The organism is uncultured Fibrobacter sp., assembly GCF_900316465.1.
Classification (GTDB): Bacteria; Fibrobacterota; Fibrobacteria; order Fibrobacterales; family Fibrobacteraceae; genus Fibrobacter.
The window spans coordinates 12,399-34,661 of the sequence record NZ_ONDD01000012.1 but is presented as its reverse complement, the minus strand read 5'-3'; the positions used below and the strand labels follow the sequence as shown (position 1 = coordinate 34,661).

The window sequence follows — 22,263 nt, the reverse complement described above, 5'->3', positions numbered from 1 at the left end:
AAGTTCCGCGCGGTTTAAGATCCGCTGGAACTTATTCCCCGACTTGCAATTTCAGGGTCTTTCCGGCGGGGTTGCGGACGACGTAGACGCCGCTCCCGAAGCCAGCGGTCTTGAGTCCGGCCTTGAGGTCTGTCAGCGTTGCACCGGCGTTCAGGCGGATGTTCCCGAGCTCGGAGCCCATCAGGTCGAATACCTTGTAGCTGCCCGCGACTTTCGCGAATGCACCCGCGGCGATTTTCGGCACGATGCCCGTGGTCCCGTTCCTGATGTCCTCGGCGCTGCCTTCGCTTTCACCAAAGGCAATCCAGTCGAGGTTCACGTAGTCGCTTGTCACCATCACCTTGAGCACGTGCTCGCCCGTGGTGAGTTCCTTGGTGGTCGTGCCCTTGAAGGTGCCGTAGGTGTCGAAATCTCCGGTGCCCGCGAGTGCGAGCGTGTCGGTAATCGGCTCGTCGTCCATGAACAGGCGCACGCCGGTGTTGTCCATGCCGCTGGCGTAGCTGAGTTCGAAGGGGAGCTTGCCGCCGGCCTGCACGTTCACGGTGTATTCAAGCCATTCGCCCTTCTGCGTGTAGCCCACGGCAAATCCGTCGCCGTTTTTCACGATGTCCACGCGGTCTTCACGGTATTCGCCTCCTTGGTTCTTGGTATCCATGTCGTAGTAGGCCTTGCCGGCACCGCCCACGTCGTAGTTCTCGAAGTCGATGAAGTTGGCCGTGCCCTCGACCTTCGCGCCCACAACCGGCAAATTGCATTTTGCCTCGGGGTCGTTGAGTTTCGCCTTGCAGAACGGCCCCTGCGGAATGGAAGTCTTGCTGTCCTCGAATTCCCAGTAGTCCGCCTCGAAATCGCCCGCGAACACGAAGAACACGTCGTGCTTGCCGACCGCACCGGTCAGCGGCACCGTCACCAGGCCGTCAGCGCTAAATTCCGCCTTGCCGACGATTTCGCCATCCACCTTATCCAGGCGGACGGTGATGCTCGACGCCTTCTTGACGCTCAGCACCGACGCCGAGAAGCTTTCCGCGCCCGCGTCGCCGAATTCCACGCCGCTAATCTTGGTGTATTTTCCTTCGGAGAGATTGGTGATGACCGTATTGCCGGCGGTACCGCTCTTACGGACCCTCACGTCTTCGCCCCACGACATGGTTTCCGCTTCCACGCGCTTGTACGGGTCAAAATCTTCCAGCTGGGCCACACCATTATCCGGCCACCACTCAATCTTCTGGATGGTTCCGTCGGCATTATACTTCATCTCGGCAACGCCAACAGAACGGCGTTCCTTGTGCTGGAACTTAAGGCCCATTTTATCGGATTTCTGGTGCCAAAGCTGGTAATGATGGCCAAAAACGTATGATTTCCCCTTGTAATCCACAATTCCCGGGTGGTTTCCATTACTGCGGGAGGAATGAGGCATAATGTCGCCCTTGTAGGTCCAGGGGCCCGTGGGGGAGTCGCTCATGGCGTAACCGATGCCTTCGGCACAGCAGGTGGAAGCAAAAGCCATATAGTAATGTTTATCGTGCTTGTAGAGCCAAGGGCCTTCCTGGTAATCCTTGATCTTGGGGTAGGTAACAATATTGCCGGAAGTACTGATCATGTCTTCGTTAAGCTTGATCATATAGAGGTCGGGATTTCCCCAGTACAAATAGGCCTGGCCGTCATCATCCACCCATACGGTGGGGTCGATGTCGTTCCAATGTTGCCGCTGCCAAACCAAGGCCTTGTTCAGAGGTTCCTTGAAGGGGCCGTAGGGACTATCTGCCACCAAGACGGAAATGCCGTTGCCGTGAATGGGGACGTACATGTACCATTTGCCATTGCGAAACACAACCTGCTCGGCCCAAGCGCCATTGGTCTTAGTACTCCACTGGATATCGTTCAGGGAGGCCACAGCCCCGTGGCTAGTCCAGTTGACCATGTCTGTAGACGTGTGTAACAGCCAGTCGTACATGACGAACCCTTCGGCATTGTCCTCGTCGTGGGTCGTGTACAGGTAAACCGTATCCCCATGGACATAGGGCGCCGGGTCACACGTGTAGTTGGTTGTAATGATTGGTTGCTGGGCAAAGGCCATTCCAGCCAAAGCCAATACAGAAGTAACGGATAAAATATTTTTCATCTTAATCTCCAAACATGTTTTACACCAGAGATAAAGATATATTGCGAAAAGCCCCGCGGAATACCACGGGGTTAATTTGTCATTGACATTTTTTCAAAAGGGGGCGGGGGTGTCTCGTGGAATTACTTGCCGGACGAGACAATCACCTTCGCGGTCTTCAAGATCTTGTTCTTGAGTTTGTAGCCCTTCTGGAACACGGTGACCACGTGGCCTTCGGGCACGGTCTCGCTGGGCTGCTGCATCAGGGCTTCGTGCATGTTCGGGTCGAATTCCGCGCCTGTCGGGTCGATTTGCTCGAGGCCCGCGTCGGTCAAAATCTTCGCGAACTGGTTGTAAATCATCTGCATGCCTTTTTCGAAGGCTTCCAAATCCTGGGCCTTGTTTTCGCTGGCGAAGGCGCGTTCGAAGTTGTCTTGCACTTCGGAGAGCTTTTCCAGGAGCTTGCCGTTTGCCGTTTCGATGAGTTCGAGCTGTTCCTTGGCGGTACGGCGGCGGTAGTTGTCGAATTCGGCCATCAGGCGTAGGTTACGGTCAGTAGCATCGGCCAGCTGCTGCTTCAGAACTTCTTCAGCAGAGGGAGCGGCTTCGGCAGGTTCTGCCGGTTTTTCTGCAGCTTCAGCGGGTTGCTCGGCGGCTTCAGCCTGGGCGTCAGATGCGTCGGCCTTGTTGGCCTCGGCTTCCATCTTCATCGCGTCTTCGGCGGCCTTGAGCACGTCCTGTTCGAATTTTGCCTTTTCTTCGGCGGTCGGTTCCTGCTGATTCAAATCTTCTGCCATTTCTAAAAAATCCTTTTAAAATGCCTCACATTGATATGTCGGGGCTCTGTTTTACATTTTCCGTGCCATATTTAGCAATTTTCATGCCAAGTGCAAAGATTAGAAAGTTGTTTTGTTTTGAAACATACAACGACTTTTTTACAATTATTTGAACAAAAATGCTTTTTCATGAAAAAAGAGTATATCTTTGTAAATAAAAGTTATAAGAAGGACTCCATATGAATACAGAAGCACCGAATCGCGGCCCGAATCCAGCCCAAATGAAGGCGGTCGGCCTCAGAATTTCATTTATGATGGCCCTGTGGATGAGCTTTACGCTCAGCATATTTGGTACCGCTACGGCTGAACGCCCTGCCGGAATGCCGCTCGCCCCGATTATTATCGGTTGGTTCGGTAGCTTTGTCTTGAGCTTTGTGGTGAGTTTCGGCATCGGTTTTATTGTTCCGATGGGTAAGATTAACGCCGCTCTTGGCCGGAAATTCCACCTGACTCCGCATAAAATGACGACTCACATCATTGAAACTTTCGTTTCTAACCTGATTTATACGCCGCTCATGACCGCAGTCATGGTGACTTTCGCCTTTTTTGTGCTTATGCCGCCCGACCATAAGCCGCCTTATTTGCCGATGTTCATCGGTTCGCAGATTGCCTGCTTTGTTTTCGGCTATATCATGATTTTTATCGCTATGCCCTTTATTATGAAAAAAGCCCTAAAATCAGCTGGAATCGGCATGCCGCCCAAGCCCCAGCAGTGAGTTAATTATTGGTTACATAGCTAACTTTCAAATAGATTATTTCGGCAATTCCCCGGTACGAAAAACCGGGGAATTTTTTAAATTTCACCTTGAAAGTTTTATTCATCCTTTTTGTAAGGTTACACTATAAAGGATTACATTTTTCGGAAGGTTTAATATGTGGAAAACTAAGGGCGCAATTCGCTACTTTTTGTCCATCCTTGCGATGACTTTTGTTCAGATGGGTGTGTTCATTTACGCCCAGAAGATTTTGTCCGGGTCTTTCACCAACGTAGAATCGGGGCAGACATGGCAAGCGTTCATGCTGCAAATCTTCTTCCTCGCTCCGTACATCTTGATGGTTTTCTTTGCGGGCTTTTTCACCAATAAGTTCTCAAAGAACAAGGTGCTTGCCTGGTCGGCGCTATTCATGACGGTATTCGTGATTGCGCAGGCGATACTCGTTTCTTGCAATTGCCCGCGCGTGGCATTCTGGCTGTCTATTGGCCTGAGCTGTGGCTTTGCGGTGCATAGTGCCGCCAAATATGGTATTCTAAAGGAAATGTTCGGCGTTCGCAACCTGAGTTTTGCGAATGCCTTTTTGCAGATTTTTGGTCTGGGTGGCATCATTTGCGCCTCTTGGCTTGCCGTGGTGGGCGTGAACCTGATTAACCTGGAGTCGCTGCATTCTTATGCGGCCGTGAATTTCATTACCAGCAAGTCCATCGTGATTCCCTGGATTTTGACCGGTGTCGCCGTCCTCGGTACGGTGGCCAGCTTCTTGGTGCCCAAGGTCAAGTACGAAAACCCGAATGTGAATATCGAAAACGTCAAGAAGCACTTGAGCCTGGGTTGGCGCGTGCCGACCTTGCGTGCCTCGATTATTGCCCTTTCGATGTTCTGGGCCTTGGCCCAGGTGTTCGTGCTCATGTATCAGGACGTTTCGGGTTCCAACGATATCGATACGATCCAGAATTACCTGGCATTTGCAATTGCCGGTTTGATGGTGGGCTCCATTATTGCCGCCACCAAATCCCGCGACTTTATTGAAACGGGCTTTATCCCGATGGGCATGATTGGCGTGTCCGTGTGCATGTTCCTGGTGCCGTTCTTTGTGCACCCGGTGGCTCTTGTGGTGCTTTATTCATTGACTGGTGTGTTCGGAGGTCTGTTCTTGGTTCCGGTGAACGCCCTGTTGCAATATAATACGCGCCCGAATAACTCCGGCTCGGTGCTTGCACTTGCAAACATGATTCAGGCAATTGTCCTGATTGTGTTCCTGTTCTTGTTCTCGGCTTTGGTCCATTATACCGATATTGAGCCCCAGCGTTACTTCCTTGGAATCGCCATTGTATCGATGCTCGTGTTCGTTTGGACCATTTCGAACTTGCCGCAGGCTTTGCTCCGTTCGATGTTGAAACTCGTGTTCAACCGCTACAAAATCCGCGTTTTGGGCGTGCAGAACATTCCGAACGAAGGTCCGGTGCTCTTGGTGGGTAACCATCATAGCTTTGTTGACTGGGCTATGTTGCAAATGGCTTCTCCGCGAGCCCTTTGCATTGCAAGCAACAAGGACCACTTCGAAAAATGGTATTTGCGTGCAGTGTTGAAGCGCTTGGGCATGATCCGTATTGACAATAACAACCCCAAAGAGGCTATGGACAAAATCCATGAAGCACTCTTGGCGGGCAAGGCTGTGGTGATTTTCCCGACGGGCGAGGTATCCAAGTCCCCGCATGTGGAACCGTTCACTATTGACTATTCATCGGCTGTGGACGATACCCATGCCATGATTATTCCGTTCTATATTCAGGGTCTGTGGGGTACGAACTATAGCTACAGCGGCTCTGACATGTATGGAGCCTCTGCAGACCGTGCGGTAACAGTTGCTTTTGGTAAGGCTATTCCGGCCAATACTCCTCCTAACGAAGTTCGTGCCATTATCCGTAGAATTTCGATTGATGCTTGGAAGTACGCCGTCAAGTTCGTCCGTCCGATTGCGGCCTCCTGGATTCGTACCTGCAAACGCTACGTGAAGCATGGTCCGGCTATTTATAATACTGATGGCGGCCACTTCTCGGGTTACAAGCTCATGGGTGCCGTGATGGCATTCCGCGGGCTTTTGAAGAAAAAACTGGGCAAGGACGAACAGAATATCGGTATTATGCTCCCGCCGAGCCCCGCTGGCGTGATTGTGAACCTGGTGCTCTGGGTCATGGGCAAGACCAACGTGAACCTGAACTATACCTCGTCTGTCGATAACGTCAAGTTCTGCTGCGAACGTGCCGATGTGAAAACGGTGATTTCGAGCAAGCAGTTTGTTCAGAAATTGAAGGGTCGCGGTAATGATTATTCTCAAATTGCCTCGGACAAGGTGCGCATTCTTTATGCCGAAGACCTGATGAAGGAAATCCCGAAGGCAAAGATTGCCGCCCTGTTGGTGCTTTGCATTCTGTTCCCGGCTTGGTTGATTACCTTCTTGTTCTGCAAGCGTGCAAGCATTGACGATACGGCTGTAATCGTGTTCAGTTCCGGTTCCGAAGGTACGCCGAAGGGTGTGCTCCTTTCTCACCGCAACTTGATGGGTAACATCCAGCAGCTCGCCTGTATCTTGAATGTGAGCCGCGGCGACGTGATGCTTTCGGAACTCCCGCTGTTCCATAGCTTTGGCCTGACGGTGACAACGCTCTTGAACCTGACCGAAGGTTGCCCGATTGTGGCTGTGGCCGATCCGACCGACGTGAAGACCATGGCCCGCGTTTGTTCGGAATTCCATGTGACCTGTATGGTGGCTACCCCGACCTTCTTGCGCGCCTTTACGGTGAGCCGTTACGTGCACCCGTTGGTGTTTAAGTATGTGCGTGTGATTATTGCCGGTGCCGAAGCCTTGCGCCCGGAACTTGCTACTGCTTTCCGCCTTAAGTTTGGTAAGGAAATCTATGAAGGTTACGGTTGTACTGAAACCGCCCCGGTGGCCTCGGTGAATACCGAAAACACCTTGCATAACGACTACATGACGCTCCAGGTGAACAACAAGCCTGGTACCGTGGGCCCGGCTCTTCCGGGTACGCAGTTCCTGATTGTGGACCCCGAAACGAACATTCCGTTGCCGACAGGCGAGGCGGGCATGATTTTGATCGGTGGCTGCCAGGTGATGCAGGGCTACTTGAAGGACCAGGAACGTACCGACAGCGTGATCGTGAAAATCGACGGCATTCGTTACTACCGTACCGGCGACAAGGGCTACCTCGACGAAGACGGATTCTTGACAATTGTAGACCGCTATAGCCGTTTTGCAAAACTCGGCGGCGAAATGATCAGCCTCGGTGCCGTTGAAAAGAAGATTCAGGATACGCCTGTCTTGGAAGGTTGCGATTACCTGATTACGACCATTCCGGACTCTGCGAAGGGCGAAAAGATTGTGCTCCTGTACCAGGGCGAAAAAGACCCGAAGGATGTGCTTTCGGAACTGCGTGCAAGCGGATTCCCGCCGATCATGCTCCCGGCGCTCGCATTCAAGGTCGAAAAGGTGCCGAAGCTCGGTACCGGCAAGGCCGACTTTACCACCGCGAAAAAGCTGGCCAAGGAACTCGCTGGTGTAAAATAATGCGAACAAAAGTGAAATGTGGAATGAGTAATGGATAATTTTGTAATTTAACATCACACATCTCACATCACACATCATAAATCGCTTATGAATTTTGAACAGCAAAATACAGGTTTGACCCCGATTCGTACAGCACGAGTGATTTCATCACTGATTGCCCTGGTGGGTATGGTTTTCCTGTTCTTGGAACGAATGCTTTCTGCGGTGCTGGAAATGGCGTCCGAAGGTGTTCAGCTCGGCCTTACGCGCTATGACAGCTTTACTGGCCGAATGGCGCTCCAGAATTTTGCCGAAGACCGCCAACTGTTCAAAATGCTTCAAGATGTTCAGGAATTGCTTCCTTCGGCGGAATCTGCCCTGGCCGTTTTCATGTTTATCGCAATCCTGTTGCTCGCCATCGCTTTGGTCGGGCTTGCTCTACCTAGGCTGTTGATACATATTCTTGTGGCTGTCAAAATCCTCCGCTGGGAATCTGACGGTACCAAAGAAGAAGGCGAGGAAACGTCTTTCCGTGAAATTTTGACCAACATCGGTGAGATCCCGCTCAAAAAACTTGCAATTCCTGTTGCTGTGATTATCGTTTTGGTGGGCGGTTTCACCGGAATTCGCAGTTGCCAGGAATCTGCAAAGCTTGCTTCTGTTGATTCTGCGGTCGAGGACTTGGAACAGCATACGTTGGACTATATCAAGGCCCAGAAGGCCTATTTTGGCAGAACCAAAGCAGTTGGCGGCCCGAAAGCCTTGCAGTTGCCGGACACCTCGTCTTCTGATTACTTTGAATACAAGATTACGGGAGCCCGCTTTACCGCCATTTCAAGAGTTCCTATTGAAGGTTGCCCGGTCGGCACCAAATGGAGCGTGTATTCCGAAGCAAAGGGCGTTTTTACCAAGGAATTGGCACTTTACAGGCAACCGCCCAAGGTTCCGGCCTGCATAAGCATTACGCCTAATTTCAAGAACATTGGCCGCCCTGAAAAGAATAAGAAAGTCGAAGATCCGAAGGCAAAGGAACAGAAAACCAAGGATTCGACCGCTAAAGACCAAAAGGCAAAAGAACCCGAAAAGAAGTAATTCTGGCGTTGAACCTTGTTCACCGGCACAATGTTTAATTTCATATACAAAGGCTCGTTTTAGTTAAACGAGCTTATATTTATTTATATCGCCCATGTGGGTGTGTTGTTTGGGAAAAATGTATGAAAATCAATCATGGTATAAATTTTGCCATGGCGGTATTTTGCGCAGGTGCCGTAAGCGCGAACGCCGCCATTGAATGGGTAAACCAGTGCACCAGTAACGGCTTTACGCTGATTGCCGAATCGGATCATTTTGAGGTCTGCAAGAAGCCTACGACTGACGATGGCCAAGCGAACAACGTCTCGATTCCGAATGCGGATGCGCAGGGCGTGCTCACGTCGCTCGAAAAAGTTTATTCTTTCTATATCGATTCGCTCGGCTGGATGCTTCCGTTCCCGAAAAGCCCCGATAAAAAACTCAAGAGCAACATTTATGTGTTCGACAATTCCGTGATGGCGGCGCTCTACGGCGGGCAGGACTACGTGAAAGGCTTGAACAATGAATTCGGCCCCGGAATGTGGATTGGCGTGGGCTCGCTGAAGGACTACTGGGGCACGTCGCATGAATTTGCGCACGGTCTGCAGGGAGTCGCCGGCTGGATGGGCAACAACAGCCATTCGGGCTGGTTTGCCGAAAGCCATGCGAACTGGATGGCGCACCAGTACAATCCGAATGACGCCCATTGCTCGGAATACCTGATTAATTATCCGTACCTGTATTACGGTTCTACGCGTGACCGCTACTGCAACTGGCAGTTCCTGGAACACCTCAAGGAAGAATTCGGCGGCGGTCACAAGGGTGCCCACGAGGTGAACCGTATTTGGATGGAATCGATCCGCGATGGCGAAGACGGCCGCATGGAGCAGACGCCGTTTAGTGCGATGATGATGGTTTACGGTTGGACGCTCGATAGCTTGAACCAGCAGTTCGGCAAGTTCGCGATGAAGAACGCGACGCTCGAGTATGCACCCGCAAAGAAGGCTTTGTATAAAAAATCCTATGGCGACTATGAATTCAAGACGCGTCGTGACGCCAGTTGGGGCGACAATTACCGCAGGCACACGCGCGTGACCATGTTGAACAAGATGGAGGACGGTCACTATATTTCGCCGAGCTACTGGGCGCCGCAGCGCTGGGGGTACAACCTGGTGCGCATCTATCCGGATTCCGCCGGAAAGGTCACCGTCAAGTTCCGCGGAATCGTGCAGGACAATCCGGCCGTGAACGGCTACACTTGCTTTGGCGACAACACCGACTACTACAAGGGAAAGACTTACAAGTGGTGCAACTACGCGCCCGACAAACTGCCGGACCCGGCCTCGGGCTGGACGGTCGGGCTAGTCGCGGAGGGCGCGGACGGAACGCCCCGCTACAGCGAGATGAAGCATGGAACCGGATTCAATCTTGAAATCGAGACGAAGGCAAGCGACAAGGCATTGTGGCTTGCCGTGACGGCGACTCCGACTGAAATGCAGACGATTTTGTGGGACCAGTTCTACTACAGCATCTATCGCTATCCGTACATGGTCGAAGTCGTAAACGGTGCTCCCGAAGGCTACAATAAGGACTTCTGGAAACCCGCAAATGCAAGCGGATATACGAAACACAGCAACGGGGGAGGGCTCGTGAGCTCCAAGGCGAAAGTAGACGCCTCCGTGTATGTGGGCCCCAATGCAGTCGTGAATGGCGGCACCGTTTCTGGAAACGCCCGCATCGAAGACTTCGCGGTCGTAGACGGCGGCACCATCAGCGGAAATGCCGTTGTCCGCGGACGCGCGCTCGTGACTGCGGGAACCGTCGACGACGATGCCGTGCTCGAAGAAGACGCCTGGCTCGTTAGCGGAAGCATTACCGGCAAGGCGAAGGTCGGCGCGCTCTCAATTATTGCGGGCAGCACCACCGTGACTGACAACGCTCAGGTTTATGGCGTCATGTGGGCCGTTACCGACAAAAAGCTCTCCGGCACGGCACAGCTCCGCGGCGACCTCGAAAACAACTTTACCAAGGAAATTTCGAAGGGTGTGTTCTACGGCATGGTCGATGACGGCATGCTCAATAATGCAAGCTACGGCGCGAACCTCACGACTCCGCCGACCGATGCAACCGCAAGCATCGAAAATGCCAAATGGTACAGCATTCCTGAGGATTCCACCGGCTCTACGACTATCGTTCCGAAGATTGTCCGCCACAAAAACTTGATGGTATTGGCCAAATCAGGCTTGTTGCAAGTCTTTGACATCAACGGAAAGATGCTTGGAATCGTCAAATACGATGGCAATATACACGAAGCAATGCATAGAGCCGGCTTCAAAAAAGGCGCGTATCTAGTCCGGAACAAGGACAGCCAGGGCATGATTCGCGTAAATATGCGATAAATACAGATAATCCAAGCAATAATAAAGGGGGGTATACCCCCTTTGTTTATTTTTTGTTATAATAATAGATAGCATAAGAAGGGGAGCGTCGAATGCTAAAAATTGTCCTCATAGCACTGGCATTGCTCAGTGCGGCGAGCCTTGCGCAGGATCCAAACCTGCACATTTATCTCGCATATGGACAATCCAATATGCAGGGGGTTGCTCCATACATCGATGCTGATTTTGAAACAAATCCCCGTTTTTTGGTACTTCGCGCCGCTGATTTTTCGGATCAGAAGGTTGGCGAATTTTACCTAGCAAAGCCTCCCATGGGAAATAGCCAATCTATGATTGGAATTTCTGATTTCTTTGGTCGCAAGATGATCAAGGAACTTCCGGATTCTATTACCATAGCCATTGCAAATGTCGCTATTGGCGGGCAAAGTATTGACTTGTTCGACAAAGACCGCAGCTCGGCCTATCTAGAGAAAATGAGAAGCCACGGAACCACTTGGTGGTGGATTCCGCTTTTGAACGAATATGGGGGCGATGTATACAAGCGTCTTGTCGAAGTTGGTAAAATCGCAAAAGAGAAAGGCGTTATCAAGGGGTTCCTTTTTCACCAGGGCGAAGCGGATTACAACGTGCCTGATTGGCCTAAACGGGTAAAAAAGGTTTATTACGACCTCATTTATGATTTGAATCTTGATCCTAAAAGGACTCCCATTTTGATTGGCGAGCTTGCTCCTGAAGGTGATTTCGGTTGGCGTAATCTGGCCGTCAAGGATGCGGCTGACCGTATTCCGAATGGACATTTGATTTCTGCTGAGGGGTGCTCCGTGCTTACAGAAACGGACCCCGTAGACCATACGGTGTATAAGCTACATTATACCCGAGAAGGGTACGAAATTCTTGGAACGCGTTACGCCGAAAAGATGTTGGACCTGATGAAACAAGAGGTCATAGCCGATTCAATCGACGAATTGTACCGCAAGGGAATAAAGAAACCGCGTCTATTTTTTGATCCGGAAAAGCATGAAATCCTTATCCGGTTCAAAAAACATGGTGAAGACTTTACCTACCATATTTCAGGGCAAAAAGAACCCGACTAAAAACTGTTTACATAAAAACAAACGACTTTTCTCCTTTTTTTTATTATCTTGATAATGTTTGGTGAAAAAAGGAGCTACGGATGTTTGGTAAGTCCCTACTTTTTACCATGGCGTTGGGCGCTTTGGGCTTAAACGCTTTTGCGCAGGATCCCAACCTGCATATCTACCTTGCTTACGGGCAGTCAAATATGTCTGGGCAAGCCACAATCACCGATACCGACAAGCAGACGAATCCGCGTTTTCAAGTTCTGCGTGCAGGAAACCATTCCGGGCAAACTGTAGGGCAGTTCTACCCGGCGGCACCCCCGATGGGGCATAGCGGTTCCAAGGTCGGCATTGTCGATTTCTTTGGTCGCAAGATGATCAAGGAATTGCCGGATAGCATTACTGTGGCTGTCGCGAACGTGGCGATTGGCGGCCAGAGCATTGACTTGTTTGACAAGGATCGCAATGCGGCTTACGTGCAGAACGCCAAGAACAAGAACGATACTTGGTGGATTCAGTATCTGAATGAATACGGTGGCGATGTGCACAAGCGCATTGTCGAAATGGGTAAAATTGCAAAGCAAAAGGGCGTCATCAAGGGATTCCTTTTCCATCAGGGTGAAGCGGATTACCAGATGAAGGACTGGCCGGAACGCGTCAAGAAGGTTTATGACCAGTTCATTGAAGAACTGGAACTCGACCCGGAAAAAACTCCGATTTTGCTTGGGGAGCTTGCGCCTACGGGTGATTTGGGCTGGCGTAACGATGCCGTGAAAGAAGCGGCGGACTTGATTCCGAACGGCTATGTGATTTCCGCCGAAGGTTGCCCGGCCATCAAGGAACCGAACTACACGTTGCACTTTACGCGTGATGGTTACCAGACTTTGGGGGAACGCTACGCCGAAAAAATGCTTGAACTTCTGAAGGCTCAAGAAGTCGCTCCCGATACGTCCGCAAAAGATACCGTGAAGACGGACACCACACAACAAGATTCTTCAAAAGTTGATTCGGTCAAGACGGATTCGACGGCGCAAGACAGTACGATTGCAATCCGTAGCTTGCCGCGCCTGCAGGCCGTAGAATCGGAACAGCCGAAACTCTATTACGACAAAAAGGAACAGGCTCTATTCGTTCGTATCAAGAAGAACGGGCGAGAGATGCGCTACCGCGTCACTGGCAGCAAGAACTAAGAAACATCGTTAACTTACAATGCAAAAAGCCCCGGATTGAATCCGGGGCCTTTTAAATTTCTGAAAGATCCCCGCCTTCACGGGGATGACACCATAATTAGCCGTTTACCTTCGGAAGCTGGGCGAGGCTCTTGGCGATGTCTTCATCCGTCGGGATGTAGTCGCTCATTTCGCCGTCGTTGAACTTCTGGTAAGCAACCATGTCGAAGTAACCCGTACCGGTGAGGCCGAACACGATGTTCTTGGCCTGGCCAGATTCCTTGCACTTGAGGGCTTCGTCGATGGTGGCGCGGATAGCGTGGCTGGATTCCGGAGCCGGGAGGATACCTTCGGTCTGGGCGAAGAGCTTGGCGGCTTCGAACACCTTGGTCTGTTCCACAGACGTTGCACGCATCAGGCCCTGATCGTAGAGTTCAGAGAGGATGCTGCTCATGCCGTGGTAGCGCAGGCCACCAGCGTGGTTGGCAGACGGGATGAAGCTGGAGCCGAGAGTGTACATCTTGGCCAACGGGCAAACCTTACCGGTATCGCAGAAGTCATAGGCGTACTTGCCGCGAGTGAAGCTCGGGCAGCTAGCCGGTTCCACAGCGAGAATATCGTAATCGGCTTCGCCACGTAGCTTTTCACCGATGAACGGGCTCACGAGACCACCGAGGTTAGAACCACCGCCAGCGCAACCGATGATGAGGTCGGCCTTCACGCCGAGCTTGTCAAGAGCGGCCTTGGTTTCGAGACCGATGACAGACTGGTGGAGGAGCACCTGGTTCAGCACGGAACCGAGAACGTAGCGGTAACCCGGCTGCTTCACAGCGGCTTCCACAGCTTCAGAAATAGCGCAACCGAGGCTTCCGGTGGTGCCCGGGAATTCGGCATTGATCTTCTTACCGATTTCGGTGTTCATGGAAGGAGACGGAGTCACAGAGGCACCGTAGGTGCGCATGACTTCGCGGCGGAACGGCTTCTGTTCGTAAGAAACCTTCACCATGTAAACCTGGCAGTCCAGTCCGAAGAAGGCGCTGGACATGGAAAGGGCGGTGCCCCACTGGCCTGCACCCGTTTCGGTCGTCACGCCCTTGAGGCCCTGCTTCTTGGCGTAGTAGGCCTGAGCAATAGCGGAGTTGAGCTTGTGAGAACCCGAAGTGTTGTTGCCTTCGAACTTGTAGTAGATGTGGGCCGGAGTGCCGAGAGCCTGTTCGAGGAAGTAGGCGCGAACGAGCGGAGACGGACGGTACATCTTGTAGAACGTGCGGATGTCTTCCGGAATTTCGATGTACGGAGTATCGTTATCGAGTTCCTGCTTGATGAGTTCGTCGCAGAAAACCGGCTGAAGGTCTTCGAACGTCACCGGCTTGCCGGTACCCGGGTTCAGGAGAGGAGCGGGCTTCTTCTTCATGTCGGCACGGACGTTGTACCATGCCTTCGGGAGTTCATCTTCTTTAAGGTAAGTCTTGACCTGACCTTCGATCTTGAGCGAGTTTCTCATATATGTTCCTTTTTTGCGGTCCGCCAGGGGCGCAACCAAAATTTTGCCCTAACAATATAAAAAAAACGAGTGTAGCCAAATGAACTTGTTCTCGCCAAGTAGTTTAATTTGGAATAGTTGACAGATAAAATTTTTTTAGTAAATTCAAAGTATGGCTATCAATCATAACCTATTTACTGGGCAGACGGAACTAGCAGGGGAGGTCCGCGTGTCGCATGCTGGCGAGGGAGCAAAAGCGCTCCCGGTCCACAGCGGTAAAAAATTCATTAGACTCCGCCCGCATTCCTGTAAACCCAAAGCCTCGACGACGGGCAAATAAGCCTTTAGTTGAAAGCACCTCGGTTCTCCGGGGTGCTTTTTTTACGATTTGTGAAAAGACGCGAGAATGCTTATTCTAGCAGCAGTTCCTGCGGGATTGCGCCTTCGATAACGAGGAGACGCCGCTTGAGGTCGAGCCCCAGGGCGTAGCCGACCAGGCTTCCGCCCTTGCCCACCACGCGATGGCAGGGGAGTATAATCTGTAATGGGTTCGCGCGGAGGGCGGCGCCCACGGCACGTGTGGCGCGGGGCTCTCCAACCGCTTCGGCCACCTGCTGGTAGGTGCGTGTTTCTCCGTAAGGAATCTGGGTGATGGCATCCCAGACTTTTTGCTGAAAATCGGTGCCGTAGATTTTAAGTGGAATTGAAAATTCCTGGAGCTTTCCGGCCAGGTACAGGTTCAACTGCTGTACGGCCTTGCGGTAGGCGCGGGCCACCGTCGAAGATAAAGTCTGAACCACATCCGGCTCGGCGTAGGCGCAGGCCTGAACCGAACTCGGAACGCCTTCTCCCGTATAGCGCAGGCTACACAGCTTGGATTTTTCGAACACGAACGTCCATTCGCCCCATAAGTTGCGGTGCGCTATCGTCGTGAATCTTGAATCCGAGAAGTTCATGGTATGAATATATAATTTTAAGTTAAAACCCGGCTACCGTAGCCCCTAAAAAAGCGTCTATATATATGGTTCCGTTTGGGGAAAGCATTAGTTTGTTATATTTCGCGAAAAAATGAAGGTTAGGCTGTTTTATGAAGAACGTCATAGCGTATTCCTTATTTGGTGTTTTATTGATTCTTGCTGCTTGCGGTGGTGATTCATCGACTCCTTCTGATCCAGCAATCAATTCTGGAGCGGAAAGCGAAATTTCTAGTAGCAGCGAACAGATGGCATCGTTCTCTTCGTCATCTCGTAAGGACAATGCATATTCCAGTTTTCAAGGAAACGGAACATCGTCTTTCGCTTCAACAGATGAATCTTCTTCGAGTGAAAACAGTAAAGGTGGAAAATCTTCGAGTTCTTGGATTCCCACAGTACTCCCTCCAGGAAAATATGATTGTTCCGTTTATAATTGCGTGACTACGGATTACTTAAATCCGGAATTAACATATGGGGAACTTTTGGATGAAAGAGATAACCAAGTTTATCGGACTATTAAGATTGGTGACCAATGGTGGATGGCTCAAAATCTGAATTACGATTATAATGAAGGAAATGGAAAAAGCTTTTGCTATGACAATGATCCAGAAAATTGCGCCAAGTATGGTCGTCTCTACACTTGGGAAGCTGCAATAGATAGTGCCGGATTATTTAACAAGAACTGCAAGAACGGTATTTGTATTGTACACCCGTATCGAGGCGTCTGCCCGGAAGGCTGGTTTTTGCCAATAGGTGAAGATATAGAACAATTTATGCATTTTAATATCATGGGTATTCTTGCGAAGGGTTTTGAACTTTGGTCAGAAGCTTTGGATTCCTATGGTTTTTCTGCGGTCCCATCTGGAGGATTTTATGATGATGAGTATTTTGGTTTGGGTCAAATAGCTACTCTGTGGTCTGCTTCTCGTTACAGGCTAGAATTTGGTTATGGTGGTAGCTATGACTATATTTCTTCGAATGAACATCCTGCTTATTCTGTTCGTTGTTATCAGGATAGCTCCATTGTGTATGCAAAACAATGTAAAAATGAATTGGAAGATAAATGTGAATATGGAACATTGACCGACAGCCGTGATGGAAAGACTTATAAGACTGTTGTAATTGCAAATCAGACTGTGATGGCAGAGAATTTGAAATTTGAATATAGATTAGAAAATGAAGAGACAATGTTTTGTGGAGTGGATTCCTTAGACGAATGCGAAAAAAATGGTCCTTTTTATACTTGGACTGCAGCAGTCGATTCAGCCGGTCTCTTTAGTGATGATTGCAAGGATTGTGGGCAAAAAGGGGTTTATCCCAAGCAAAAAGTTCGAGGTATCTGTCCGGAAGGTTGGCATATCCCCAATAAAACAGAGTGGACGACGCTTTACAAGTCTATGGGATCGCTACAAACACTTGCTTTTGCGAGCGATTATAACAAAAGGTGTGATGTAAGTGATGCTTATGGTTTTTCTGTTGTGCCGGCAGGCATATATTTATATCAATATTACAACGAAGCTCATAGTTATTACAATAACGGTAATGCGGCATTTTGGCTTTCTTCGAATTTAGACGGTACTCCTTATTCATGGCAATATTATAAAAACGAAGCGAAAGCTGAAGAAGAAAGGTCGTTTAACGGATTATCGGTTCGCTGTTTTAAGGATGTAGAGCCTTGATTTGCTACATTTCCTAGCATGGAATCTTACTTTTTTATCGGTGTTGCGGGCGTAGGCATGAGTGCCATTGCCCAGTATCTTGTTGGCAAGGGGGTAGCAATTAGCGGTTCAGACCGCCAGTTTGGAGCGGCAGAAAAGCCCCTCGTAATGAATCAACTTGAAGAATGCGGCGTCAAGTGCTTTCCGCAGGACGGCTCCGGTGTTGTAGAAGGCCTGAATGCGGTAGTGGTGAGTACCGCTATCGAAGACACAAACCCGGACCTCAAGCGTGCCAAGGAACTGGGAATCCCGGTGATGCACCGCAGCGAAATGCTGGCAAAGATTTCTAAAGAAGCTAAGACTATTGCCGTTTCAGGCACCAGCGGAAAGTCCACCGTGACCGCCATGATTTATCACATTTTGCAGTATGCAGGCCTCCAGCCCTCCGTAATGACGGGTGCCGGCCTCGTGAACCTGCAGAAAGAAGGCAAAATCGGAAACGCCGTTTCGGGCAAGGGAGAATGGCTCGTGGTCGAAGCAGACGAAAGCGACGGAACGCTGGTGCGCTACGAACCCGAAATCGGCTTGATTTTGAATGTGGATAAGGACCACAAGGAAATGAGCGAACTCCAGGAAATCTTCCTCAAGTTCAGCCACAACATTTTGGACAACGGCAAGATTCTGATCGTAAACGACGCGCATCCGCTCGCTAAGAAATTCAGCGCCGGCCGTGAATTTGACTTCGGCTTTGAAAATTACGTAGGCGTGCAGGGCACGGACTTCAAGTCCGTCGGAACCTCGATTCAGTTCCGTGTGCGCCACGGGGCCGAACTCGTGAAGTTTGTCGTGCCGCTCCCGGGCAAGCACAATATGGAAAACGCCTTGGCCGCAACGGCTGCCGCTCTCCGCGCAGGCGTAACACTGCATACCTGCGCCGACGCCCTTGCCACATTCCCAGGCGTATTCCGCCGTCACCAGATTCTCGGAACCTTCAACGGCGTGACTCTCGTAGACGACTTCGCTCACAATCCGGCGAAGATCGCCGCCAGCATCAAGAGCGCCCAGGACTTTACCGAAGGCCGCGTCATCGCCTGGTTCCAGCCTCACGGCTTTGGCCCCACGCGATTCCTGCGTAACGACCTTGTCGAATTCATCTCGAAAACGCTTCGCCCGAAGGACTTTGACGATGACCGCGACAACGACGTCATCTTCTTCAGCCAGATTTACTACGCTGGCGGCACCGTCACCCGCGACATCAGCGCCGGTGACCTTGCCGACGATTTGTTGCTGAAGGGCTGCGAAGCCATCTACATCGAAGATCGCGACAAGTGCGCCGAGAAAATGGTCGAAGTCGCCCAGCCCGGCGACACCATCCTCTTGATGGGTGCCCGCGACCCGAGCCTCCAAGCCTTCGCGCAGTCCGTGCAGAAACTGCTTGAAGAAAATTAGATGTAGCGGTCCCCGTGAGCAACAAACGCCTCGTATTAACGAGGCGTGGTTGCGAGAGCGAGGCGATGTCACATTTTAATTATTTCAATAGAGCCGAGCAGTCTATAAACATTCATGCTTGCTCATGCAATGCAGGCTGCCGCCCTCTTCAATCACAGTGCGACAATCCAGCCCGATAACCTTGCGGTCCGGGTACACGCTTTCAAAGTAAGCCTTGGCCTTCGCGTCGTTCGGAGACTTGTACTTCGGGAAAATGAGCGCGCCATTTGCATAAATAAAGTTCATGTAGCTGGCCGGCAAAATCTGACCATCGTCAAGCTTGCGCTGCGGCGGAAGCGGCAACGTATCAACCTTGGCCTTCTTGCCATAATGGCTCTTGAGCCAAGTTTCAATCAGGTACTTCGCTTCGGTCAGAATCACATTGTTCGGGGAACGCTTGTCGGTTGCTTCGCACATCACGATGCGGTCCTTCGCCACAAAGCGGGCCACGTTATCGATATGGCCATCCGTATGGTCGCCGTGGAGTCCGTGGGGGAGCACCAGCATGTCGCGCAAGCCAAAGGCCTTGCAAAGGGCCTTGACCACCTTCTTGACGTCCTTCAAATCATTGCGGTTCTTGCCGGTCAGGCAATCCAGCGTGGTAATGCCGAGGCCGTCGCCGTTGACTTCGATGGCGCCGCCTTCGAATATGTAGGGAACACTCGTGCCCTTCTTGTATTCGAAAATATCGGCAATGCGTTCGGGAATCTGGTTGTCGTTTTTCCAAGGCGGAAATTTTGCGCCCCAGGCATTAAAGACCGTTTCCGAAACAATCGTTTCTTTTCCTTTTTTCAAGAAAAACGGACCGTAATCGCGAATCCAGATGTCGTCTGTCTTAATGGTAAAGAAACTGGCCGGGAAAGGGCGGTCGGCAACGGCAATTTTTTCTTCCGTCGACAGAAAATCCTTTTTAGGAACCAGCACATTCACGGGCTGAAATTCGCTGATGGTGCGAATCAGTTCGATATAGAACTTGCGGATCATTTCACCGCGTTCACCGTACCAGTTCTTTTTATTGTGCGGAAAAGCGAGCCATGTGGCAGCTTGGTCTTCCCATTCAGCAGGATAACGTACAATTGCTTTCGTCATTTTTAGCCCTAAGTTCTAGCTCTATTTGTCGCACCAAATTTTGAGGATATCGCCATAGAGGTCAACGCGGCGGTCGCGGAAGTGCGGCCACCAGCGGCGATTTTCCTCGGTTTCAGCGAGGTCGATTTCCACGATGCTTGCGCCCAGGAAATCGGTGTCGTTTTTGTGAATCAAGTAGCCGTCAGGGGCAGCCACGAAAGAGGTTCCCCAGAAGGTGAGTTCGCCTTCGGTGCCGATGCGGTTTGCCGAAAGCACAAAGGTGCGGTTCGCAATGGCGTGTCCGCGCATCACCGTAACCCAGCTATCCTGCTGGCGCGGGTAGATTTCGGCAGGTTCCGATTTCATCCAACCGATAGCAGTGGGGTAGATCAGAATGTCTGCGCCCTTCAGGCTCATAATGCGGGCGGCTTCAGGGAACCACTGGTCCCAGCAAATCAGCACACCGAGTGTACCGACGCTTGTCTTGATGGGTTCAAAACCCGTATCGCCTGGAATAAAGTAGTACTTCTCGTAAAAAGCCGGATCGTCGGGAATGTGACTCTTGCGGTAAAGGCCCGCAATAGATCCGTCACGTTCAAAAACGAAGGCGCTGTTGTGGTAAATGCCGCGTGCGCGCTTTTCAAAGAACGGGAAAACGATTACGGCGTTAATCTCTTTGGCAATGCCCTGCCACTGCTTGACAATGGGGCTATCCTTTTCGATGGCCATGTCAAAAAAGTCGGCATTTTCTTCGAACGGGAAATACGGCGTATGGAACATTTCAGGGAGGACGACTAAGTCGATTCCCTTGCCCTTAAGTGCAAGCGCCTGATCAACGTACCATTGGTTATTGGTTTGGCTGTTGCCCGTCCACTTGCCCTGCAGTGTTGCTGTCTTGATTTTGTTCATGGTCCAAATTTAGATTATTATTGTTCAACTTCAAGAACCAATAGTCTTCACTATTGATAGAACTCGCGTTAAGAATCGGATCATTTTCCAAATCGTTCATAACTACCTCAACGTATCGCGCACAAAGCCGTCTTCAGGCGCTTCGTTAAAGACTTCGAATGTACCCGAGCCAATCACGGCCCCGTTCTTGTAAGCAATTTCTACACGGTACTTGCCCGGAGGAGTATTCTTCTTACGCGTGAAGGTCCTGAATCCAGATTCACGGCCGCCGTTAATCATCATGCGGCCCGAAGAAATACGGTCCGTAAGCATGTACTTGCCCGTTTTCGGGTCCTGGTAATACCACAGGTATTCCAGTTCGGCCTTGAGCTTTGCCGGCGCATAGACCGAGGTCAAGAAGTAGACTTCGCTGCTGTCAACGCGGTGTACGCTCGGAATCTTGAGGCCAACCATCTGCAGCAGGCTAGGATCGTCGACATCGCAGCTGTAGCTCACCTTGTCAAAGTTCTGGCAGGCGAGTTTTTGCTTGAGTACCAGCGGTACAGGCGGCACCCAGTTCATAATGTAGGCGACAATCAGGAATATGCTAATGAGGGCGGGGGCGACAAGAATGCTCTTCTTGCGGTGCGAAATCTTCCAGATAAACAGGCACAAACCAAACGAAAGTACCGTGCTAATCAAGAACCAGATGAATCCGATTCGGTGAACCAGGTGCGGAATCGCAAAGTTCATGAACATCGTGCCCAAAAGGCAGAAGAACGCCAGGCTCACGCCAAAGCTTTCGTACTTCTTTTGCAGGAATTCGTTACCCACAAGCAAAATGGCAAGCAAAATCACAAGCAAGAACGAGGCGAGCGAGCCGCTACTCTTAAAGTAGCAGACCACCAGGGCGCTAAACAAACCGCCAAAGAAGAACTGAACAGCCCAAGTAAAGCGCTGTTTCCAGGTCTCGCTCCATTCGCGGTCCAAGAAACGGTGGCGAACAACAATCGCATTTTCAGGAATCGCGGTCGATTCGTAGCCCACATTTTTGGCGAACTTAGTGGCAGCTCCCTTCGCCTTGACTGCGGCGTCTTTGGCTTGAGCGGAAGCCTTGGCGGCTGCTTTAGCGGCAGCCTCCTTGGCCTTAGCAGAGGCAATGGCTGCGGCCTTAGCCGTCGCTTCTTTAGCTTCAAGAGCGGCGCGGTTAGCGGCTTCCTTGGCGCGGGCCGGTGTTTTCTGGGCTATAAAACTGGCTGCACGTCTAAAGCGAGATTCTTCTGTTTTGACCTGAGGCTCTTCTTCAGGTTCAGCAACCGGTTCTTCGATAACGCTGTTTTCGACAACAGGCTCTTCGGGCTTGGCAGGCTGTTCTGCCGGCTTGGCTGGGGCGGCCGTCTGTTTTTGAACTGGAGCCGGTTTCTGCTGGGCCTTGGCTAGCGCTTGCAAGCGTTCTTTCGTCCAGCCTTCGGGGTGTTCCAATTGAGCCGAAAGCAAAATCACCAGAATAAGCGCGCCGGTGTAGTAGGCGAGCAAAATCAAAATATCGGTGCCATAAACCATCTGGCCAAGCGTAATGGAATCCCAAGCAAAACCGCCCAGGAACGCTATAGCCGGAAAAAATTTCTCTAATTTCTGAACCGCGGGCTTTTCCCGCAACTTATCAACGAATTGCATGGTCATAAAATAAAAAAAAATGCGGTCAGTGGGCTAATCTGAACCGGGACACTGGCTGCCATGTCAAAAAGTTTGTAATTTTAGCCAAAAT

The 22,263-nt window shown here is 51.0% G+C and carries 16 protein-coding genes; 9 read left to right on the top strand and 7 right to left on the bottom strand.

Translation table 11 applies throughout. From position 1 onward, the window contains the following. Positions 1–31 precede the first annotated feature (31 nt). Together QZN53_RS06235 and grpE are read right to left on the bottom strand one after the other, a co-directional pair. Positions 32–2,122 carry a family 43 glycosylhydrolase gene (locus QZN53_RS06235; RefSeq protein WP_294652092.1) on the bottom strand — a complete coding sequence of 697 codons (2,091 nt, stop codon included), beginning with the start codon at positions 2,120–2,122 and terminating at the stop codon, positions 32–34. A 122-nt stretch (positions 2,123–2,244) separates the two neighbouring features. Continuing rightward, positions 2,245–2,898: a nucleotide exchange factor GrpE gene (grpE, locus tag QZN53_RS06230; RefSeq protein ID WP_163438013.1), complete on the bottom strand. Its 654-nt coding sequence runs from the start codon at positions 2,896–2,898 to the stop codon at positions 2,245–2,247. 218 nt (positions 2,899–3,116) lie between these two features. On the opposite strand from grpE, the gene QZN53_RS06225 reads away from it, so the two are divergent. The 6 genes from QZN53_RS06225 (at position 3,117) to QZN53_RS06200 (ending at position 12,957) form a co-directional block, all read left to right on the top strand. After that, positions 3,117–3,653 (top strand): hypothetical protein, encoded by a 537-nt coding sequence (locus QZN53_RS06225; protein WP_163438012.1) that lies wholly within the window; start codon positions 3,117–3,119, stop codon positions 3,651–3,653. Positions 3,654–3,810: 157 nt separating this feature from the next. Continuing rightward, positions 3,811–7,239, top strand: coding sequence for an MFS transporter (locus QZN53_RS06220; RefSeq protein ID WP_163438010.1), 3,429 nt, complete (start codon positions 3,811–3,813; stop codon positions 7,237–7,239). 87 nt (positions 7,240–7,326) lie between these two features. After that, the gene (locus QZN53_RS06215; RefSeq protein WP_163438008.1) at positions 7,327–8,310 is read left to right on the top strand and encodes a hypothetical protein; all 984 of its coding nucleotides are present in this window, start codon (positions 7,327–7,329) and stop codon (positions 8,308–8,310) included. A gap of 122 nt (positions 8,311–8,432) precedes the next feature. Then, positions 8,433–10,688, top strand: coding sequence for a DUF6055 domain-containing protein (locus QZN53_RS06210; RefSeq protein WP_294652088.1), 2,256 nt, complete (start codon positions 8,433–8,435; stop codon positions 10,686–10,688). Between the two features lie 92 nt (positions 10,689–10,780). Beyond that, positions 10,781–11,782 carry a sialate O-acetylesterase gene (locus tag QZN53_RS06205; RefSeq protein ID WP_163438006.1) on the top strand — a complete coding sequence of 334 codons (1,002 nt, stop codon included), beginning with the start codon at positions 10,781–10,783 and terminating at the stop codon, positions 11,780–11,782. Positions 11,783–11,862: 80 nt separating this feature from the next. Beyond that, positions 11,863–12,957, top strand: a complete 1,095-nt coding sequence (locus QZN53_RS06200) for a sialate O-acetylesterase (RefSeq protein ID WP_163438005.1) — start codon at positions 11,863–11,865, stop codon at positions 12,955–12,957. A gap of 97 nt (positions 12,958–13,054) precedes the next feature. Here QZN53_RS06200 and QZN53_RS06195 read toward each other — a convergent pair whose 3' ends face one another. Further along, a complete protein-coding gene (locus tag QZN53_RS06195) occupies positions 13,055–14,440 on the bottom strand; it encodes a TrpB-like pyridoxal phosphate-dependent enzyme (protein ID WP_072797844.1) in 1,386 nt (461 codons plus the stop codon). 151 nt (positions 14,441–14,591) lie between these two features. Between QZN53_RS06195 and QZN53_RS06190 the strand changes: the two genes are divergently transcribed. Then, positions 14,592–14,759, top strand: coding sequence for a hypothetical protein (locus QZN53_RS06190; RefSeq protein WP_163438003.1), 168 nt, complete (start codon positions 14,592–14,594; stop codon positions 14,757–14,759). Positions 14,760–14,829: 70 nt separating this feature from the next. Here QZN53_RS06190 and QZN53_RS06185 read toward each other — a convergent pair whose 3' ends face one another. Further along, on the bottom strand, positions 14,830–15,375 hold the full coding sequence (locus QZN53_RS06185) for a methylated-DNA--[protein]-cysteine S-methyltransferase (protein WP_163438002.1): 546 nt from the start codon (positions 15,373–15,375) through the stop codon (positions 14,830–14,832). Positions 15,376–15,506: 131 nt separating this feature from the next. Here QZN53_RS06185 and QZN53_RS06180 point away from each other — a divergent pair, with 131 nt between their 5' ends. Next, a complete protein-coding gene (locus QZN53_RS06180; protein ID WP_163438000.1) occupies positions 15,507–17,072 on the top strand; it encodes an FISUMP domain-containing protein in 1,566 nt (521 codons plus the stop codon). Positions 17,073–17,090: 18 nt separating this feature from the next. Continuing rightward, positions 17,091–18,500, top strand: a complete 1,410-nt coding sequence (gene murC, locus QZN53_RS06175) for a Mur ligase family protein (protein ID WP_163437998.1) — start codon at positions 17,091–17,093, stop codon at positions 18,498–18,500. 102 nt (positions 18,501–18,602) lie between these two features. On the opposite strand, the gene QZN53_RS06170 is transcribed toward murC, so the two are convergent. From QZN53_RS06170 to QZN53_RS06160, 3 genes are all read right to left on the bottom strand, one after another. Continuing rightward, positions 18,603–19,628 carry an agmatine deiminase family protein gene (locus QZN53_RS06170; protein ID WP_163437996.1) on the bottom strand — a complete coding sequence of 342 codons (1,026 nt, stop codon included), beginning with the start codon at positions 19,626–19,628 and terminating at the stop codon, positions 18,603–18,605. A 21-nt stretch (positions 19,629–19,649) separates the two neighbouring features. After that, positions 19,650–20,516, bottom strand: a complete 867-nt coding sequence (locus tag QZN53_RS06165) for a carbon-nitrogen hydrolase (RefSeq protein ID WP_163437995.1) — start codon at positions 20,514–20,516, stop codon at positions 19,650–19,652. A gap of 102 nt (positions 20,517–20,618) precedes the next feature. Next, positions 20,619–22,178, bottom strand: coding sequence for a DUF2914 domain-containing protein (locus QZN53_RS06160; protein ID WP_163437994.1), 1,560 nt, complete (start codon positions 22,176–22,178; stop codon positions 20,619–20,621). Positions 22,179–22,263: the final 85 nt, after the last annotated feature.

Excerpts from the sequence above, each read along its gene's own strand:
- QZN53_RS06235 (WP_294652092.1), bottom strand. The coding sequence starts at position 2,122 with ATGAAAAATATTTTATCCGTTACTTCTGTATTGGCTTTGGCTGGAATG.
- grpE (WP_163438013.1), bottom strand. The coding sequence starts at position 2,898 with ATGGCAGAAGATTTGAATCAGCAGGAACCGACCGCCGAAGAAAAGGCA.
- QZN53_RS06225 (WP_163438012.1), top strand. The coding sequence starts at position 3,117 with ATGAATACAGAAGCACCGAATCGCGGCCCGAATCCAGCCCAAATGAAG.
- QZN53_RS06220 (WP_163438010.1), top strand. The coding sequence starts at position 3,811 with ATGTGGAAAACTAAGGGCGCAATTCGCTACTTTTTGTCCATCCTTGCG.
- QZN53_RS06215 (WP_163438008.1), top strand. The coding sequence starts at position 7,327 with ATGAATTTTGAACAGCAAAATACAGGTTTGACCCCGATTCGTACAGCA.
- QZN53_RS06210 (WP_294652088.1), top strand. The coding sequence starts at position 8,433 with ATGAAAATCAATCATGGTATAAATTTTGCCATGGCGGTATTTTGCGCA.
- QZN53_RS06205 (WP_163438006.1), top strand. The coding sequence starts at position 10,781 with ATGCTAAAAATTGTCCTCATAGCACTGGCATTGCTCAGTGCGGCGAGC.
- QZN53_RS06200 (WP_163438005.1), top strand. The coding sequence starts at position 11,863 with ATGTTTGGTAAGTCCCTACTTTTTACCATGGCGTTGGGCGCTTTGGGC.
- QZN53_RS06195 (WP_072797844.1), bottom strand. The coding sequence starts at position 14,440 with ATGAGAAACTCGCTCAAGATCGAAGGTCAGGTCAAGACTTACCTTAAA.
- QZN53_RS06190 (WP_163438003.1), top strand. The coding sequence starts at position 14,592 with ATGGCTATCAATCATAACCTATTTACTGGGCAGACGGAACTAGCAGGG.
- QZN53_RS06185 (WP_163438002.1), bottom strand. The coding sequence starts at position 15,375 with ATGAACTTCTCGGATTCAAGATTCACGACGATAGCGCACCGCAACTTA.
- QZN53_RS06180 (WP_163438000.1), top strand. The coding sequence starts at position 15,507 with ATGAAGAACGTCATAGCGTATTCCTTATTTGGTGTTTTATTGATTCTT.
- murC (WP_163437998.1), top strand. The coding sequence starts at position 17,091 with ATGGAATCTTACTTTTTTATCGGTGTTGCGGGCGTAGGCATGAGTGCC.
- QZN53_RS06170 (WP_163437996.1), bottom strand. The coding sequence starts at position 19,628 with ATGACGAAAGCAATTGTACGTTATCCTGCTGAATGGGAAGACCAAGCT.
- QZN53_RS06165 (WP_163437995.1), bottom strand. The coding sequence starts at position 20,516 with ATGAACAAAATCAAGACAGCAACACTGCAGGGCAAGTGGACGGGCAAC.
- QZN53_RS06160 (WP_163437994.1), bottom strand. The coding sequence starts at position 22,178 with ATGACCATGCAATTCGTTGATAAGTTGCGGGAAAAGCCCGCGGTTCAG.